Origin of the sequence: Cylindrospermum sp. FACHB-282, from assembly GCF_014697195.1 — a bacterium.
GTDB lineage: Bacteria > Cyanobacteriota > Cyanobacteriia > Cyanobacteriales > Nostocaceae > Cylindrospermum.
Genome location: NZ_JACJRJ010000006.1, coordinates 72,973 through 91,580, shown reverse-complemented (window position 1 = coordinate 91,580; position 18,608 = coordinate 72,973). Strand labels below are relative to the sequence as shown.

At 40.3% G+C, this 18,608-nt stretch carries 14 protein-coding genes; 1 reads left to right on the top strand and 13 read right to left on the bottom strand.

Translation table 11 applies throughout. The features are described 5' to 3' along the window. Positions 1-116: 116 nt before the first annotated feature. Positions 117-1,550: an MATE family efflux transporter gene (locus tag H6G32_RS04910; RefSeq protein ID WP_190455615.1), complete on the top strand. Its 1,434-nt coding sequence runs from the start codon at positions 117-119 to the stop codon at positions 1,548-1,550. On the opposite strand, the gene H6G32_RS04905 is transcribed toward H6G32_RS04910, so the two are convergent. From H6G32_RS04905 to H6G32_RS04845, 13 genes are all read right to left on the bottom strand, one after another. After that, a complete protein-coding gene (locus H6G32_RS04905; protein ID WP_190455610.1) occupies positions 1,547-2,314 on the bottom strand; it encodes a hypothetical protein in 768 nt (255 codons plus the stop codon). The two genes, H6G32_RS04910 and H6G32_RS04905, sit on opposite strands and share 4 nt — an antisense overlap. 483 nt (positions 2,315-2,797) lie before the next feature. Further along, positions 2,798-3,643: a class I SAM-dependent methyltransferase gene (locus H6G32_RS04900; RefSeq protein WP_190455607.1), complete on the bottom strand. Its 846-nt coding sequence runs from the start codon at positions 3,641-3,643 to the stop codon at positions 2,798-2,800. A gap of 48 nt (positions 3,644-3,691) precedes the next feature. Then, positions 3,692-7,003, bottom strand: coding sequence for a non-ribosomal peptide synthetase (locus H6G32_RS04895; protein ID WP_190455605.1), 3,312 nt, complete (start codon positions 7,001-7,003; stop codon positions 3,692-3,694). Positions 7,004-7,066: 63 nt separating this feature from the next. Further along, a complete protein-coding gene (locus H6G32_RS04890; protein ID WP_190455602.1) occupies positions 7,067-8,431 on the bottom strand; it encodes an aminotransferase class I/II-fold pyridoxal phosphate-dependent enzyme in 1,365 nt (454 codons plus the stop codon). Positions 8,432-8,808: 377 nt separating this feature from the next. Next, positions 8,809-10,158 carry an aminotransferase class I/II-fold pyridoxal phosphate-dependent enzyme gene (locus tag H6G32_RS04885; protein ID WP_190455601.1) on the bottom strand — a complete coding sequence of 450 codons (1,350 nt, stop codon included), beginning with the start codon at positions 10,156-10,158 and terminating at the stop codon, positions 8,809-8,811. 337 nt (positions 10,159-10,495) lie between these two features. Beyond that, positions 10,496-11,803 (bottom strand): DUF3326 domain-containing protein, encoded by a 1,308-nt coding sequence (locus H6G32_RS04880; RefSeq protein WP_190455598.1) that lies wholly within the window; start codon positions 11,801-11,803, stop codon positions 10,496-10,498. A 225-nt stretch (positions 11,804-12,028) separates the two neighbouring features. Beyond that, the gene (locus H6G32_RS04875) at positions 12,029-13,615 is read right to left on the bottom strand and encodes a B12-binding domain-containing radical SAM protein (protein WP_190455596.1); all 1,587 of its coding nucleotides are present in this window, start codon (positions 13,613-13,615) and stop codon (positions 12,029-12,031) included. Positions 13,616-13,805: 190 nt separating this feature from the next. Beyond that, positions 13,806-14,195, bottom strand: coding sequence for a type II toxin-antitoxin system VapC family toxin (locus tag H6G32_RS04870; protein ID WP_190455593.1), 390 nt, complete (start codon positions 14,193-14,195; stop codon positions 13,806-13,808). Beyond that, positions 14,192-14,419, bottom strand: a complete 228-nt coding sequence (locus H6G32_RS04865) for a DUF2281 domain-containing protein (RefSeq protein ID WP_190455590.1) — start codon at positions 14,417-14,419, stop codon at positions 14,192-14,194. Before H6G32_RS04865 ends, H6G32_RS04870 begins: the two co-directional genes overlap by 4 nt. 971 nt (positions 14,420-15,390) lie before the next feature. Next, positions 15,391-16,026: a hypothetical protein gene (locus tag H6G32_RS04860; RefSeq protein WP_190455587.1), complete on the bottom strand. Its 636-nt coding sequence runs from the start codon at positions 16,024-16,026 to the stop codon at positions 15,391-15,393. After that, positions 16,026-17,096 carry an RAMP superfamily CRISPR-associated protein gene (locus H6G32_RS04855; protein ID WP_190455584.1) on the bottom strand — a complete coding sequence of 357 codons (1,071 nt, stop codon included), beginning with the start codon at positions 17,094-17,096 and terminating at the stop codon, positions 16,026-16,028. Before H6G32_RS04855 ends, H6G32_RS04860 begins: the two co-directional genes overlap by 1 nt. After that, positions 17,074-17,574 carry a hypothetical protein gene (locus H6G32_RS04850; RefSeq protein ID WP_190455579.1) on the bottom strand — a complete coding sequence of 167 codons (501 nt, stop codon included), beginning with the start codon at positions 17,572-17,574 and terminating at the stop codon, positions 17,074-17,076. Before H6G32_RS04850 ends, H6G32_RS04855 begins: the two co-directional genes overlap by 23 nt. After that, complete coding sequence (locus tag H6G32_RS04845) at positions 17,571-18,587, bottom strand: RAMP superfamily CRISPR-associated protein (protein ID WP_190455576.1); 1,017 nt, start codon at positions 18,585-18,587, stop codon at positions 17,571-17,573. Before H6G32_RS04845 ends, H6G32_RS04850 begins: the two co-directional genes overlap by 4 nt. Positions 18,588-18,608 lie beyond the last annotated feature (21 nt).

Sequence of the window (18,608 nt, the reverse complement as noted above, 5' to 3'; positions counted from 1 at the left end):
AGAACTAAATTGGCAGTACCGGCATTCTACCTAGCGCCTTTGATTTGGGGAATCTTAATATATTGATACACTGACATAAGAGATACTCCAAATCCAATTCAGGAGCAGTTGATTCGATGCGATCGCCTTCAAAATTCCTATCAGAAGTTTTTGCTACCCTACATTTAGCAGTTCCTTTGGGGGGCATTCAGCTCGCTGAGGCGGCTGTTGGTTTTGTAAATACCGTCATGATGGGATTCTTGGGCATTCAATCCCTCGCTGCCGGCGCTTTGGGTGTCATCACCTTCTATACCCTACTTCTTATTTGTATGGGGGTTATAGAAGGAGCCAGTCCCCTAGCAGCTGAAGCCTTTGGCGCCGACAACACAGAGCGCATTCGCCAAATCTTCGCCCAAGGACTCTGGCTGGTGGTTGCTCTGTCTTTACCAATGATGTTGCTCACTTGGCATCTGGACTCGATTTTGATGCTATCGGGTCAACAAGAAAACACAGTAGCCCTAGCTAGTACTTATTTAAGAGCCATTGTTTGGAGTTTACCGGCAGCAGTGGGGTTCTTCATCCTTAAAGAGGTTGCAACTGCCGTCAATCGCCCCCAACTTATTAGTGCGATCGCTCTGACTAGTATTCCCCTCAATATTACTGCTAACTACCTTTTAATCTTTGGTCATCTAGGCTTGCCACCTCTAGGATTAGCGGGCATTGGTTGGGCTGGCACCTTTGTCTACTGGGTGAATTTCCTAGCTGCTGCCGCCGTAATTGGTTTCCATCCTTGGTTTAAAGAATACAAACTATTTGCTTCTCTACAGTTCAATAAACATGTGTTTGCCGAACTTTGGCAAAATGGCTGGCCCCTTGGATTGGAATACGCCTCCTCATTGATCTTGTTTACCCTGATTGCCTTGCTGAGTGGCTACATGGGAACAACCTTGCTAGCAGCCAATGAAATTGTCGTGCAAACTCTAGAAGTATCTTTGATTGTGCCGACAGCGATCTCTTACGCTACCATGACGCGAGTTGGACAAATGATCGGTCAGAATGACCCAAGGAGTGCAAAGAGGGCAGGATTTGCAGCAATTGCCATTGGTTTAGCAGCAATGAGCCTGATTGCCGTTGCTATATGTCTATTTCCAGAGCAGATTGCCACCATCTATTTAGATGCCAGTAATTTAGATAACGTCCTAGCAATCACGTCTGCAATCCCCTTGTTGAGAATTGCCTCACTTTTTCTCATCGCTTTCGGACTTAACCTGATTGCTTTAGGGACGTTGCTGGGCATCCAAGACACCCGCTTACCTTTATTGATTAACATCCTGTTTCAGTGGTGTGTTGGTATGACTTGCGGCTACCTGCTTTGCTTTCATCTCAATTGGGGTTCTATCGGTTTGTGGTCAGGGTTAACGATAGGAACCACACTAGCCACACTGTTTTTAATCTATCGTTTTTACCTTTCAACTTCTGAGATTATCCAACCTAGCGAGGATGAGGAAAAGCCAGACAGGAGTCTAGCCACAGATGAGGATCAAACGCCTGTATTCAAATCAGTTTCTTAATCACTCTCAGCAGAGTTAGCGATCGCATCTTGAATTTCTTGCCCAAAGTTTCGACCCACAATCTCTGACAAAAACTTTAGTTCTTCCTGCAATAAAATATAACCTAGTTGCCCACACTCAGAATATTGACCACAAGGCACTTTTGTGAAGAAACCATCATAGCCATACTCTGGAAAATACCAAGGTTCAGTTTCAGGACTGGGTAAAACTATTTCCGGTTGATTCTGCCCTGGAGCAATCAGAATTGGGAAAAGCCAACAGGTGAATGGTTTATAGTGCCAGGGATGTAATCCTTTTGCTTTGGAAAGCTCCTGTAATCCGCAGCGAGAATCATCTAGTAAAAAAACACAGGATGTATTTTTGAAATGCCTTGGATAGTCGTTCACAATACTGGAAATATGTTTCTCCTTTACTGCTGTTTTCTTAATCGAACATAGACCTTTCCATTCCAACTTTTCAACCGGAAAGTCTTCATAATCTTCATCATCGATAATTACTTCTTTTGGTAAGTCAAGACCAAGAGACTTAAAAAACTCTGCTTCTTCTTCAGCGACTCTTTGAATAACTTCAGCAGTTTCTTGATTGACGTGAGTTCCATGATGACAGCACATACCGTGACAGCTAGATAAAGAGCAACGCTGACGATTCTGCTTGAATGAATCAATGTCAAGAGTACCTTGACTAAGTTCATCTCGGCAAACTTGTTCTGTCTGTGGGTAAGCCGTAAAGGTTGTTAAATTTTCTGGAAGATTAGCATTAGACATTTGTTTTAATCCCAAAGAATGGGGGAATGCAAAACAGGAGTAAATCCGCTGTATTAAAATCAGTTTACTAGTCGTTCTTAGGAGAGTCAGCGCATCTTGGATTTATTACACAAAGTTTCGACCTAATAATCTCGAACGAAACTATTCCGGCTATCCTTATTTAAAAATCTTATAATTTTTTGGGTTGATTGTAATAAGGAGTCTTGAGGAGACAAACCAATAATTTTATCTTGATTGTTGGTTATCAGTTTTGCCCATTGGTGTCAACTTAAGGTGAAATCCAACCTAGAAAAAGGTTTCAGAGATGATCTCGTTCCCAGACTCAGGCTGGGAATGCCCCTTGGGAGGCTCTGCCTCCCCTCCCTAGCGGCAGAGCCGCACTGATTGCATTCCTAGTCGGAGACTAGGAACGAGATTTTCAAAGGTTTTTCGCTTAAGTTGACACTTATCAGTGTTGCCTCCCCAGCAAAATGAACAAAATAATTAGGAACGGCAAATTAATATTTGTCGGGGAGATTCCGAAGTGAAAGGTGTTAGATCATAATCACCAAACCAATGTTCGATTGTAAACCCGTTATACTTCAGCAGCATATCTAGCTCTTTTGGGAAATATAACCGATATTTTATTTCTTCTACAATTTCTTGTTTTTGTCCTGTTAATTGGAAAAATAGCTTCCAAATCCATATCTGTTGAGGCAAATGTAATTCATTTTCATAAGTTACTACGACTGTACCTTTTCCGTCTGGATCTTCATATACTGAATATAAGTTTCGAGTTTTAGATAATAAGAATTCTAGGTTATCTTCTCGCAAGTAATTTTCTAGTTCAATAATAAATCTGCCGTCTGGTTGTAGATATTTACGAACCAATTTCAAGCAATTCTCAATTGATTGTAAATCTGAAAGATGTCCCAGGGTGTTGAAAGGAATTATTATCAGGGAGAACTGCTTATCAAGGGCAAAGTTTTGGACATCAGCTTGTATCCATTCTACTTGAGAGCATTTTCTTCTAGCTTCTTCTAGCATAGATTCGGAAATATCAATCCCCGTTACCTGCCAACCTTGTTCTGCTAAACTAATGGAAATTCTACCATTACCACAACATAATTCTAAAATTGGCTCACCATAACGATTTGCCATATCCATCCAAAAAGGAATGTCACGAACTAGTATATCGGGTTCAAGGTAATTATTCTCATAAAGTAGATTGTAATGTCTACCATCATATAAGATAGACTCATTATTATAAATCTTGGTCACACTTTCTAATTTAGAGTCAATTTCTAATCTATGAAAAATTGATAAAATTTGATTTTCTTCACTATTCATTGGCGATTAATCCCTGTTTTAATTGATGAAAATTTTTAATTTGTAACACTAAGATTTTTTTGAAAATAACTCAAATTCAGAAATTTTTATTTCTGAATTTTTAACAAGCTGCTGAAGAATATTTTGATAGTCACTAAAAAACTGCTCTATGCTTTCAGATGTAAATAAGTTTGTACTGTAATATGCTAAAATTCTCATAATTGAATAATCTGCTTTCGGTGAATAAATATAAATTTCTAGCGGATTTTCCTCTTCATTCCAAAGTTCACCTTGATTTACAAGTGCTATGGGTTCTGAATCAAACATTTCACCTTGCCCAGAAACTGGTGGAATCATACTCACAAATGTGGTTTGCAGGGATTTTAGTCCGCTGATATTATTAAACACATTATTTACAGGAATATCTTGATGAGCGATCGCTTCACTAACTGTCTGTTTAACCTGTTGTAGAAGAGTTTGTCCTGTTTGCAAGTCATCAATGTGGGAGTACAAATAAAGGCAATTAAAAAAGCAACCCATCATTTTTTCAACTACTGGAGTTCGGCGATTAGCCGTTATCCCCGTGACTATAATTTCTGTTTGTCCACTTAATTTAAACAAGAGTATCTTTAGAGCCGTCAAAATAATGACAAAATTGGTAACTCCTTGGGAACGGCTGAGAGATGTGATTGCAAGTCCCAGACTCTCTGGCAGTTCTAGAGAATATAAAGATGCATATTGACTGCTCGTGGTTTGCTGTGGCTGTTTAGTAGGTAGGAGATTGAGTGGTGTGGGAATATTAGCCAGCTTTTTCTGCCAATAAGCAAGCTGCTTTGCCAGTAACCCTGCATTTAACCACTGTTGCTCCCAGATGGTGAAATCCCCGTACTGAATAGGTTGTTCAGGTAAGGGTGAAGGCTTACCAATGGAGAAGGCACTATAGATAATTTCTAACTCTTGAAGCCAGATTCCCATTGACCAGCCATCTGTAATTATGTGGTGTATTGTGACTAATAGCTGATACTTCTCCTTTGCCAACTTCAGCAAGGTTGTCTTCATCAGAGAGCCAGATGCTAGATTAAATTTGTGGCGGGCTTGTTGAGTAAAAATTCTTTGAGCCGCCGCATCTCGCTCTACTGGAAGTAGATGCTGCAAATCTAGTATCTCTAGAGGCACGGTAAGGGATGGAGCAACGACCTGCTGGGGTTGACCTTGTACAATAGTAAAGTTAGTACGTAGAATTTCGTGTCTACGGATAATCTCATTGATGCTTTGCTCCAAGACATGGGCAGAGAGCGGGATAGTGAAATGTAGAATCATAGGGCAGTTGTAGCCGCAGCTGTCTGGATTCAACTCCACTGACTCCCATGTAGACTTTTGTGCAGAAGACAAGGGTATATGTTGCTCTCGTGGGACGTGTACCAGAGGTGGAGGGGCGTCAATCACCATACTCCTGGATTCAATTAGGCGTGAATTTTCGATGTACTGACTGACTGAAGCTATGGTAGGTGTCGTAAATAGATAGTCCAGAGGAAGTTGGATAGAAAAGGCTTGCTCAATACGTGAGACAATAGAGGTGGCAAGCAGCGAGTGTCCCCCCGATTCAAAAAAGTTGTCTTTAATACCTACTTGTTGCAGTCCCAAAACTTCAGACCAAATAGCTGCTAGGATTTTTTCAGTAGGCGTGCTAGGGGCGACAAAATTTTCTGATTGGTCTGGTCTAGTAGCATCAGGCACTGGTAGCGAGGAGCGATCAACTTTGCCATTAGGGGTTAGGGGTAAAGCATCCAACGTGACAAAGCGATCAGGTATCATATACACAGGCAGTTTTGCTTGTAAAAAACTGCGGAGAAGCGGTATTAGCTTTTGCTCAGACAGTACGCTGCTTTGTGGGTTTTCCACTAGATAGGCTACTAGGCGCTTATCACCTGGAATATCCTCTCTAACTATCACAACAGCTTCCCGCACGTCTGGATGTTGAGTTAGTGCTGCCTCAATCTCGCCCAATTCAATACGGAAGCCGCGAATCTTTACTTGATGGTCGATACGTCCGAGAAACTCAATATTGCCATCAGGTAGATAGCGGGCTAAGTCACCAGTTTTGTAGAGGCGAGAACCAGGTTCATTGCTCAAGGGGTTGGGGATAAATTTCTCCAGAGTTAAATCGGGACGGTTAAGGTATCCCCGTGCCAGCCCATCTCCATCGATGTACAGCTCTCCAGGGACACCAATGGGGACAGGTTGCTTTTGCGCATCCAGCAGAAAACAGCGCGTATTGGAGATGGGGCGACCTATGGGAATAGTTGTATCCCCTTCTGCGACATCCTGTACCAAGTACCAGGTGGCGAATGTTGTACTTTCTGTCGGTCCATAAACATGAAGCAATCGCTGAGGTGGCTCATTCTTCAGCACTTCTTTGACCCACCTTAGCTCGACCGCCTCTCCTCCAAATAGAAGGTGGTGTACCGAACGGAAAGCCGAGGGAACAACACTCGCCATTTGATTAAATAAGGCGGTTGTCAAAAACAACACGCTGATTTCTTGCTTTTGAATAAACTGTGCAAAGTCATTGGGTGAAAGAACCACATCCTTAGAAACCCCAACGAGCTTCGCCCCGTGAAGTAGCGCTCCCCAAATCTCAAAAGTGACAGCATCGAAGGAAAAGTTTGACGCGAAAGCAACTACATCTTGGCATTGTAAATTGATGTAATTCGTATTAAGTAATAAGCGGTTTACTGCTCGGTGAGGAACAGTAACCCCCTTGGGCTGACCAGTTGAGCCAGAGGTGTAGATGACATATGCTAGGTTATCGGGCGTCACGTCGCTCGTGGGGTTTGACTTCACCTGGTGGGCAATTTTTACCCAATCAGAATCCAAGCAGATGGTATGTGCAGAGTATTGGGAAAACTCCTCGGACAGATGCGCCTGGGTAAGCAGCACTGGCACAGAAGAGTCTTCCAGCATATAAGCCAAGCGCTCAGACGGATACCCTCGGTCTAGGGGAACATAAGCACCACCTGCTTTGAGGACACCAAGAACTCCCACTATCATTTCTAGGGAGCGTTCAACGCAGATACCCACTAGCACTTCTGGCCCAACCCCCAGGCTTTGCAGGTGATGTGCTAGCTGATTGGCTCTGGCATTAAGTTCTTGGTAGGTTAGTTGTTTCTCTTCAAAAACCACAGCGACAGCTTTTGGAGTGCGTTCCACCTGCTCTGCGAATAGCTGATGAATACACTTATCTTGAGGATAATCACGCTGAGTGTCATTCCACTCGATTAATAACTTATGCAGTTCTGTCTCGGTAAGAAGTTGTGGGCCATCAAGTTGTTGTTTTAGATGAGCAACTAGTATTTTTGAATCATTAAAATGCTCATTCATAAGTAACCCTCTGATAAAGAATTATGCTCCTGTTTAAAATGAAATGCTTACAAAATAAGGCTTTCACTGATTTTTAACTGGTTTTTCCATAGAAATAACCGAAGAACCCACTACCTCAACTAAGGTATCTGGTGCTATTGTCTGGAGATGCCAGTCAGTGATTTCTTCACCAGGTATCAAAACCGGAGTACCAGGGGGGATTTTTTTGATGCTTTGACAACTCACTAGTCCCTTTGCTTCCTGGAGATAAACTTCTTTTCTTGTGGATGCAAAAAAAGCCTCTCTCGGTAAACACCGCATTACTGGAGTTCTCATTAAAATATGCTCGTCAAATAATTGTCTGGGAGCTTGAGTAGCCAGAGTTGTGTAAATTTCTGCCAAGACTTTAGCTACATGGACAAAATCATCATCAGTATTTTGAAATGAGAAAATTAGTAGTACTCCTCTGGAATCAGAGTATTCGTCATCAACACCACGTTCATACAGTAATTTAGCTAGATTATCACCGGAAATGCGATCGCTATACAGGAAAAGCTTGAATGGATCGGAAACCTGGAAATCATAAGTTAAAGTATTTCCCCAATTATCTAGCAGACACCGCAATTGATCACAATTGCCAGCCACCTTGTGAAAAATAGATTTTCTCTCATCTCCAAAAGCCAGTTGAATAGCTTCTTCTATACTTAATAATAGGAGATTACTCCTTGATGTGGTTTCAAACAATGCCAGGGCGGTGAGTGCTTCTTCCTCGGTAATCACTGAAGTTTCCGGTAAGTGAATTAATGCTGTTTGCACAAGACTACCAACAAACTTGTGCAGGCTATGAACAACTAAGTCACATTCTAATGTCACTGCTGATGTTTTTGCTTCTAAGAAAGGAAAATGAGTTCCATGTGCTTCGTCGAGCATGAACTCAATATTTTTACTCCGGCAATATTTGGCAATATTCTCTAAGTTAGTTATTTTTCCATCGTAGCTAGGATAGGTTAAAAAAAGTGCAGTTACCTCCTCACCTGCTGTTTCTAATGCTTGAATAACTTCTTCATCTGTGGGCATGAAGGAACGAGATGGAATAAAAAATGGTTCTGTTCCCGAAAGGATAAATCCATGAATTATGGATAGGTGACTATTTAGACCAATAGCAACTTTTCGATGTTTTCTTGCCAATAGACTACAGGCAATTAAAATTCCTTGAGTAGCTCCTCCAGTAATAAAAAATGTACGTTTTGTTTTATATAGACTAGAAATATACTTTTCTACATTGTCAAATTCGTCACGGTTAAAGAACGGTAAATCATAGCCATAAATGCAATCATCAAAATGTTCCGATACTCCTCTATATCCTTGATGAGCAGGAGTGTGAAGCCTCAGTTTTGTAACTGATTCATGAGACGAAATCATCTGATAAGTAATTAATTTATCATTCATTTAGGACTCCTATTTGATTATTCAACAGTATACATTTGTAGGACTTACGCACTGTACAAATTTACCCTTTTTTCAGGCTTTTTCGATGCGTCAGGGGACGCATCCTACACGTAGTGTGCGTTCCCTAACGCACAATTTATAGGACTTTCAATGAATAAAATTGATATACATATTTACCATTTTTTGTCAATGCGTAAGTCCTAATTTAATTCACAATTCAAAATCTTAGTTATAATCAGCACTCTGAATAAAGCTCCAATTTAAAATTTATTGAGTACAGTTTATTAGCTCTTCAATTTGCTAAGTTATAAATCCCCAGTTGCAAACAACCTCTTTAGTGGAACTTAAGATTAGACTGTCTCCTAAACGCTACTTCTTTAACTCATGACTTTAACTAAGGTATCTGGTGCTATTGTCTGGAGATGCCAGTCAGTGATTTCTTCACCAGGTATCAAAACCGGAACGCAAGGGGGGATTTTTTTGATGTTTTGACAACTCACCAGTCCTTTTGCTTCCTGGAGATAAACTTCTTTTCTTGTGGATGCAAAAAAAGCCTCTCTCGGTAAACACCGCATCACCGGAGTTCTAATTAAAATATGTTCGTCAAATAATTCTCTGGGAGCTTGAGTAGCCAGAGTTGTATAAATTTCTGCCAAGACTTTAGCTACATGGACAAAATCATCATCAGTATTTTGAAATGAGAAAATTAGTAGTACTCCTCTGGGATCAAAATATTCAAAATAAACACCACTTTCATACAGTAATTTAGCTAGATTATCACCGGAAATGCGATCGCTATACAGGAAAAGTTTGAATGGATCGGACACCTGGGAATCATAAGTTAAAGTATTTTCCCAATTATCTAGTAGAGACCGCAATTGATGACAGTTGCCAGCCACCTTGTGAAAAATAGATTTTCTCTCATCGCCAAAAGCTAGTTGAATAGCTTCTTCTATACTTAATAATAGGAGATTACTCCTTGATGTGGTTTCAAACAATGTCAGGGCGGTGAGTGCTTCTTCCTCAGTAATCACTGAACCTGCCGGTAAGTGAATTAATGCTGTTTGCACAAGACTACCAACAAACTTGTGCAGGCTATGAACAACTAAGTCACATTCTAATGTCAAGGCTGATAAATTTTCTTCCTCTAAAAAAGGAAAATGAGTGCCATGTGCTTCATCGATCATCAACTCAATATTTCTACTACGGCAGTATTGGGAAACCCTGCATAAGTCCGTCGTGATGCCATCATAGCTAGGATGTGTTAAAAAAAGTGCAGTCACATCTCCATCTGCTGATTCTAATGCTTGAATAACTTCTTCATCTGTGGGCATGAAGGAACGCGACGGCATAAAAAATGGCTCTACTCCTGAGAGGATAAATCCATGAATGATGGATAGATGACTATTTAGACCGATGGCAACTTTACGGTGTCTTCTTGCCAGTATGCTACAGGCAATTAAAACTCCTTGGGTAGCTCCTCCAGTAAGACAAAAGGTACGTTTAGTTTTATACAAACTAGAAATATGCTTTTCTACATTGTCAAATTTATCACGTTTGAGAAAGGGTAAATCGTAAGCATAGATGCGATCGTCAAAATATCCGGATTCCCCTCGAACGCCTTGATGAGCAGGAGTGTGGAGCCGAAGTTTTATTTCTGGGGAATGAGATGCAATCATCTTGTAAGTAGACAATTTGCCATTTGGGTAGTTTGCTGTGGGTTCCATAGGTCTCCTGTTTGATCTTGAATTTATTGGGTTTGGGAGCATTCCAAATTGGCAAAAATTCTGCTGAATTTAGAAATAATTAAATGTAAAGTGAGAGGCTTGTTAGTAGTGAGCAATTTATCCTTTCCTAGGCAACGCTGTAGGAACGACCGAAGTATTTTTAAGACTAAAGTCCTTAATACGCAGCTTTCTGTTAATTTAATTCTCCTAATTAGTCAAGCAGGTTCGTCTGATTCTGCTATTCCCTGCGAGGATAAATCTACCAAAGTGGGATGCTCCCCTCCCTCGGTTTTGAGTTTTGCTGACAAGTGTTAGCAGCGACTGAAAAAATTCGATTTTAAAGAAAAATTGGCTCTATTGGGGGCATAGGACGTGTTGTGGCTTCAGGGGCAATTCCATGTCGTAAAGCGAGGAGTAACCCAGAGGCTTCCATGTAACTATTCACGTAGTAAATTTTTCTCCGTTCATGGTCAATTCCCAGAATGGAGGGAGTTACTTCATACTGAGTGTAATTGTCCCGAACCAGAATAACTGGAATATTTTGCTCAAGAGAGGCAAAGAAGGGAATATTGCCTACCGAACTTTCTGGCATCACAACTGCTGAGACATTTTCTACAGAAATTCCCTGACATCCTGATGGCAATGGAGTATCGAATTTTGCTAAACGTGGAGAGTGGGTTAATCCTTTCAAAGTCGAACAGAGAAATGAACTAGAGATTAACTCTGCACCATCCCGTGGGTCTCCTAGAGTGCCAAACATGGTATGAGCTTCATCTAGCAGTAATGGTGAATGGGCAGCAGTAAAAGGATAAAAATTCGTCGTCATGTGGGTAAGAATTGCCTCTGCTCCTCCCCAGGGATTTGGTATAGATTCTTTGTTGTAATACTGCTGTCGAACTTCATCCTCAACTAAGAGAGTGGTGGAAAAAGCAACGGCATTAGTGTCTGTCTGAGCAACAATATCTAATGCCTTCATCAACTCATCAATGCCCTCAAATTCTCCAGAGGCATGACCGTAGGGGGAATAAGTGCATTTGGTTCTCACTTGTCCACCTGTCACCACCACAGGATCAATATTGATTCCTCCAACAGTTCTCAAAGCATTGAGGGCATTAAGGATATTGTTCAAAAATTTCTCTTGGGTTTTCTCAATAATCACACCAATTTTGGTGCGAGTTTCTGGTATCAGAGTAGTATGCCCCAACAAGAGATGGCAAATTAAATTTCCTTCTAGGTAAAGAACATTGTCACTAGCATAATAGAGGTCAGAAGCTGTAACCGAATTGGGATTAACAACTAAATAATCACAAGCTTTGGCTAAAAGATTAACACTTGGGGTAGCGTCACCAGCAAAACCTCCTATTTCCGCACGGACTCCTGTTGGGATAATACTGACAGCAACAAAAGGTTTAGCTGAAGATATTTGACGAGGACGAATATTTAATAAGGAAGGCCAGACAGGTTTTCTATCTGTTTCCAAAAAACTGCTTTCAAATACTAACTTATTTTCTCTGAGTGCTGTTAATATCAGCCGGATTGGTGTTCCTGGTAGTCCCAGTTCTCCAATTCTATGAGCGATTTCACTCCAAATTAGTTGCTTAGGAGAACATTCGATTTCAAAAGCTTTGGTGATAACTTGTGACACAATTAAGCTTACTCGATTAACTTCAACCGTTACTTATACCTTATATTGAGCATTGATTATTAAAATTTCCATAAAATTTAAGTGTTAGTACTTGCGTAGTAATACTTAAATTTGTAGTTTTAAACACTTTTTAAAATTTGTTTCCTAATCTTGATAGGCGATCGCCACCTAGAAAACTAGATCAAAAAGCCTAGGCGAAGCCCAACTTAGGCATCGCCTTTTACTCTAACTAACTACTGCTTCAGCTTTTTCCTTCACTAGCACATAGGGTTTTTCTGGTCCTTGTGCTAAATATTCAGCTAGCTGACTTTCGATTTGATCGCGGACAATTTGGCGATACTCTAAAAAGTGCTCGTTGTGGGCGCAAGTAGAGATATATTGCTCAAACACCTTGGGGTTACGCTTGAGAATGCTAAACAAGTGATGCCAGAATTTCCAGCGGGTTTCCCGGATGACGCCTTGTCGCCAAATTACAGTTAGCAGCGCTTTCACAACTATCCACTCTGGCTTTTTAGCTGGTGCTGTCCATTTGGGAGAACCCAACATCAAAAAACAGCGATAGGTGCGATCTAAGTATGCTACTGGATCGTATAAAGCGCAAAAAGCCTCAACGTATTCTCTCGCAATATCTTCTAGGGGACGGGTGGCGACAAAGTTCATCAAAGTTGTTTGGTTGATGTTACCGTCTTGATTTTCCCGTAGTCGTCCTTCTTTTGTCAGACGATGCCACAAAGCGGTATTGGGTAGCGCTTGCAACATAGCGAAGGTGGTAGAGGGAATGGCGGCTAGTTCTGCAAAGCGAACGATGCGATCGCCTGCACCGGCTTTTTCGCCATCAAAACCAATAATAAACCCAGCCATTGGGCGCAACCCAGTTCTAATGATAGTTTCCACCGACTCAGTTAAGGAACTGCGAGTATTTTGAAACTTTTTCGTCAATTGCAAACTCTCTTCATCCGGTGTTTCAATCCCCAAAAACACCGCTTTAAAGCCACAATCAACCATCAACTCCATCATTTCTTGGTCTTGTGCCAAATCAATGGAAGCTTCAGTGTCAAAATTGAAAGGATATTGATGTTCTTCCACCCAGACTTTTAACTCTTTCAGCAACAACTTAACATTCCGCTTGTTGCCAATAAAGTTATCATCCACCATAAACACACCCCGCCGCCAACCCAATTCATAGAGATAATCTAACTCTGCTAACAGTTGGGCTGGGGTTTTAGTCCGTGGTTTGCGTCCGTAGAGAACGATAATGTCGCAGAATTCGCACTGGAAAGGACAACCCCGCGAAAACTGCACCGACATCATGTCGTAGGCATCAAACTCTAATAAATCAAAGCGGGGTATGGGTGTGCTAGTGACATCAGGTTTTTCTGTAGCGCGGAAAGTCCCGGAAGTTTCTCCCCGTTGAATAGCTTCGACAAACATGGGTAGAGTCAGTTCCCCTTCATCCAAAATCAGAAAATCTGCCCCAGCGGCTTCCACTTCATGGGGTGTAGAGGTGGGGTAGGGGCCACCCAGCGCCACTAACTTACCGCGTCCTTTCGCTTCTCGGATTTGGTCAAGTAAATCTTGTTTTTGGACAATCATGGCAGAGAAGATTACTATATCTGCCCAAGCCCATTCTGCTTCTGTTGCTGGGCGAATGTTGCGATCGACCAGCTTAAATTCCCATTCTTGAGGCAAAATCGCCGCCACCGTTACTAAACCCAAGGGTGGTAACAAAACCTTGCGATCGACTAATGCCAAAATCTTTTCGTAAGACCAAAAGGTTTTCGGAAATATCGGATACACTAGCAAGACTCGCATATAGTATCACTCCTCACAGTTTGATTGTTATCTAACTGTAACTAAAATAAAGACTAATTGACTTTTTAGCAAAGTTGTTTTATTTTAAGGCTAAAGTTATTCTTTAAAAATAATTAGTTTTCACTCAAATTGAGCGAGAACAATTTCCTATTGGGAGAAATCAGCTACTAGTTTTAGGCTTCGACTTTAATCACCAGATGATTTGCATATTCATAGAACGGATTTTAGAATCACAAGTAACCAAGGGCAGATTCAAATAAAAAGCGGTAGCCGCGATGATGCGATCTGCCATTTCTGGTACAGTATCACGTGGAATTTGCGTAATTGCTTGAGCAATTTCTATATTTAGTGGCATCAGTAACCATCCAGTATTAATATCTGCTAAGACTTGGTTCAATCGATGTAATGCTACCTCTGGTATTTTTCCCTTTTCTTGCAAATAAATAATTTCTACAACAGAAATAGCAGGGACATAAACCAAGTCAGCGTTATCAATTGCTGCTAATGCAGGAGCAGATAATTTTTTTGATTGCAAGAAATACCAAATAATAACATGAGTATCTATCACTACTGCGCTCATAAAGGAATATCCTTAGGAAAATTTCCCCACATTTCTTGACGAGCTTCAGTAATATCTTTTTCGCTAATTTCAATATCTAGATCACTCCATAAGCCGTACAAGCTACGACGAGGTTTTTTTGGTAGTGACTTTTGCTTGAGAAACTGAATGAAATCTAGAACTTCTTGCTGTTTATCTGGTGGTAGTTCGCGTAAATTTTCTAGAACTGTTTGTTCAATGGTCATAATTTTACCTCTGATAGTATTAATAGCATAGTCACTGCTAGGATGCTGGTGGTTCCATTAGGATAAGATAAAGTAGGGCGATTTGAGCGCGAGTCTTATTTTTTCCCCTTCGCTCTGGTGTCATCAATTTTCGCAATTCACTAAAAGGCTTTGTCTTCATATCAATCCTTCGTCCTCAAGTTATTTTAGCCATTGGTCGTAGAGTTTATCAGCTTTTATTATTTCTTTTTATCAACTAACAAGCGCTTCAATATAACAAAACAAAGGTAGCTGCTGGTTAGCAAGCAGTTACCTAATAATAAAATATTTTCTGAGTTTTAGTCCCCTTGCGGGGAAGCGGTGAAAACTGAAACAACTGTTCAATCACCATACTAGAGGAGTGTTTCAATCCCCTAGCGGGGAAAACTTAAACTCTCTAGCACCAAATAATAGCTTGACTTTTATGTAAAGTCAAGCCACCAATTAGACTAATTATTATTAATTAGCCATTATATTAATCCTTTATCATGAGTCGGAGTAATTACCACAACTACAGTCTTCATAATATTCGTCGGACTGTTCACCCAAACAGTATTCTATTTGATTAATAAGAGTTGCGATCTCTTGAAGCTGGGGTTTTATTTCTTGAAGTTGGGGTTTTATTAAATCAACTACCTTTACCAGCTTAGATACTAATTTAATACAAAGAACTTCCCTATCATTGATACAGGGGCATTTGTCTATTGTATTAGTTTTCAAAGATTCTAAGTCTTGTTTCATCATATTCTTGTATGCCTCTAAAAACATCTTTCTGTTTGTTGATTGAACAGTTGTTTCAGTCTCTATAGCTAGGGCTAAAAGAGTTTTTTTAGTAAATCCAAGTATTGCCTGTTACATAAGCTACTCCTTAATATGTATCAAAAGATATTTTAGGTATAGACTCTATGTTACAACCTTTACCCAGAATATTGCCATAAGGGAATACAGGTTTTTTAGTCAATTAATCTAATTTTCTTGATAATCCCGTCTTCTTTAAGCTCTAAAATCTCCACCTTTACTACCTGTTCCTCCTTTAGAGAATCTGCTTTTTTAGGTTCTTTCTCAGTCAGTTTAATTGTTCCCAAAATCTGATAAGTCACCTTATTCCCTTTTTTTGCAGTAACCGTAGCGTCCAGAATTTGACCAACTGTGAATTTAAGAGTAGTAGTAACTTTCGCAATTTCCGCTTGACGTTCAGAAACCTGTTCAGCTTGCGGACTGGGGGAAATAGCTAACTCCTCAATGGGAGTAACTTTGTAATACCGCATTAAACGCATAGCCCAGCCTAAGATTTTTAACATGGTCTGGGCGTTTGCTTGTTCGTTTTGCAGATATTGATTACACGCACGTTCTATACTGCGATAGTAGCCTGCGGTTCTTCCACTGTGTCCAATTTGTCTACCGTTAGTGACAAGGGTTTTGAGATAACTAAAAAATCGCCGTCCTGCGTCGGGTGAAGTCGCTATACTACGCAGATATGCAATTACTTTTCCCAATTCGTTAACATCAGTTTCTTCTTTAACCAAGGTGATAGCTAAGTTGTGCGCGAGTTGGGATTCCGCTGCTGTTAAAGATTCTGTAGTCAACATTAATACATTCCTTCCGGGGGTTCACGGTCAGTTGGGTAACGGAGAACTTCAGCGAGTTGTTGGAGTTGGGGAAGTTGAATCAGTCGGGAATGTGCAGTTTTAATATGGGTTTCAATAAATTTTTGCAGCGCCTCCCCTGTGAGAGCGTTATTATGGGGGGTGTAGGTGGAGTAGTGCGATCGCAAATCCTCAAGATTTTGTAATACCTTAGCTTGCGTCACTTCTAAAGTAATTGTTCCCATACCAATCGGTTTACCACCACCAACTTTTAAAGCAATCGGGTAATTAGAATCTTGTCCTAGTACGACAAACAGCGTCCCTAATTCTTCAGGTTTCAAGTTTTTAAACTGTAACTGAGTAGTAAAACCGTATTCTCTAGAAGCTTGTTGAACAGCAATACCTTGATTTTGCCCTTTCTCAATAGCACGAACTGTATGATAATAAAACTTACGTCCTGCAACTTTTCCCCTAGTGTCAAAATATCCGCTTCCAGGTTCAGGACGCGGACGATATAAAGATGGCATAAATCCCGTATTAAAACCCATACTTTCGCATTTAGCATCATTAAAATCAATTAATCCCTGCCAATCTAAAGCACCAAATACTTGACTAGCAGGGCATAATTGCTCTTTATTTCGACAAGGTAATCTTTCGCTGGGTATTGTCTCACGATATCTTGAAGTGACTACTGCAAGAGTGCTATTTGTAATCGCTTCATACACCGAACGAATGCAACCTTTAAGAGAACTCCCTTGAATTACAAGATGTTTATCAACACCCTGCACCATTGTTTTAATTAAAGATACGTGAGATGCAATATCATTACCAGGAACAACTACACCAGTAGAAACATGAAGCGAAGTTTTAGCTTTTAGGGTTAAAAATAAAGTTCCATGCAAGCGATTATGATGAAATCTATCATGTCCAGCCGGATTTTCTAAACGTGGTCTTTCTTGTGGAAAAGACACAAACTTATATGGTTTTTGTGTACTAGTCACCGCAGAATCATCATGAGAAGCAGGCTGAGAAGAAATTGGTTTCCGTGGTTTAGGTTTCGGTATGTTGGTCATTTTCTTTAACCGTTAAAGCGATAAAATGAATAGTTGCTGTTTCCGAATCTTTAAAATATCGTTGCTTTATTCGTATATCATCAGGCTTGATAAATTCATTATTTTGTCCTTTGAAACTGAAACCTTTGGGAAACTTTGTTTCTTTAAAGTCGTGCCAATAGGCATTTCTATCACAAATTTCCCAATTACCAGTGATTTTTTCAAATCCTTCTAAGTTAAATTCCTGTTTAGTGAGAATCAAAATATCATATCTTGACTTATATTTTTTCCACCGCATTTCACAGATAGAATTAAACACCTGCCCTTCAATTTCGCCTCTCTCAGAAGGCAAATCTCTACAAATTCCACTCACAGCATGAGAGTAACGCAAAAAATAATAACTTTGGGAGTTAGAGAGTTGAGTAATAAACTTACCAAGTTCATCAGGTGACGCCAATTGCTTATGATATATATACCCTAGTGTAAGTTCTTGTGTCATGCGGTTAAAACCTCTCTCCAAACCTCAACAGCACGTTTAAATAAATCTTTTACACCAGAATTAGTGTTATTTTTCCATGTAAGTTTTACGCCAATTCCTAATTCCATCGACTCTGCAAAACCTTCAGAATCTCGGTTATCTGATTTAGGAAAGCCATATTTATCTGCTTCTTGTTTCGTTAAAAATTCCCCTGCACCAAGTAAAGAATTTGAATCCCATTGTTTTGAATGTCCTAGTTGAAGAATTTTTCTTGTTTTAGAGTCAAATTGACATCCTGGATATTGCACAACCGCACTATTGTATTGAACCCGAACCGTACCTAAACCCCGTGATTTGGCAAAACCCAACCCAAACCAACCATCATTTAAATCACGCAGTACCAAACCAATTAAACCAAGTTGCGCCAAAGTGAAATTTTTCAGGTGTATTTTAGTGCGGAACTCTCCCGCCGTGCAAACTTGATAATTGAAAGGGCCAACCGCAACCGAACCAAATACCCGGTCGATAGCAACACCATTACGTTCTTCTAATTTTAGTTTTGTCAGGTCAAATGGATGTGCATCTTCAATGCGAATGCGGCTAGCAATTGAAGTATTACCAAACATTTGAGAAACAAAACACGATTGTCTATATAATTCTGCACCCGGATTAGGATGTCTATCTTCTAGCTTCTTCTTTTTTTCGATATTTTTCCACCTTTCTAAATAAAAGTTCGGGTTATTATCTTGGTTCTTTTCGTCTAAAAGATTACTAGCCCAAAGTTTTTGATTATTTTCTGCTGGGCGTTGTTCACTTCCTACTGTTCTCACAATACGTTCAGCATGGGCACGAATTGCACCTTTGAGGCTGCTTCCGGGTAAATAAATTGACCATCCATCCCTATGAAAAGTTCTCACAAATTCCATATCAGGATTTGTCGGGTCTGCACCTTCACGTCCCGATTTAATCAAAATTGGCCCATCTGGGATGATACTTAAATCAATAGTGCAATGGTTAACGAGTCGTTTATGCATGGCTATATTTGTTTTTTGAAA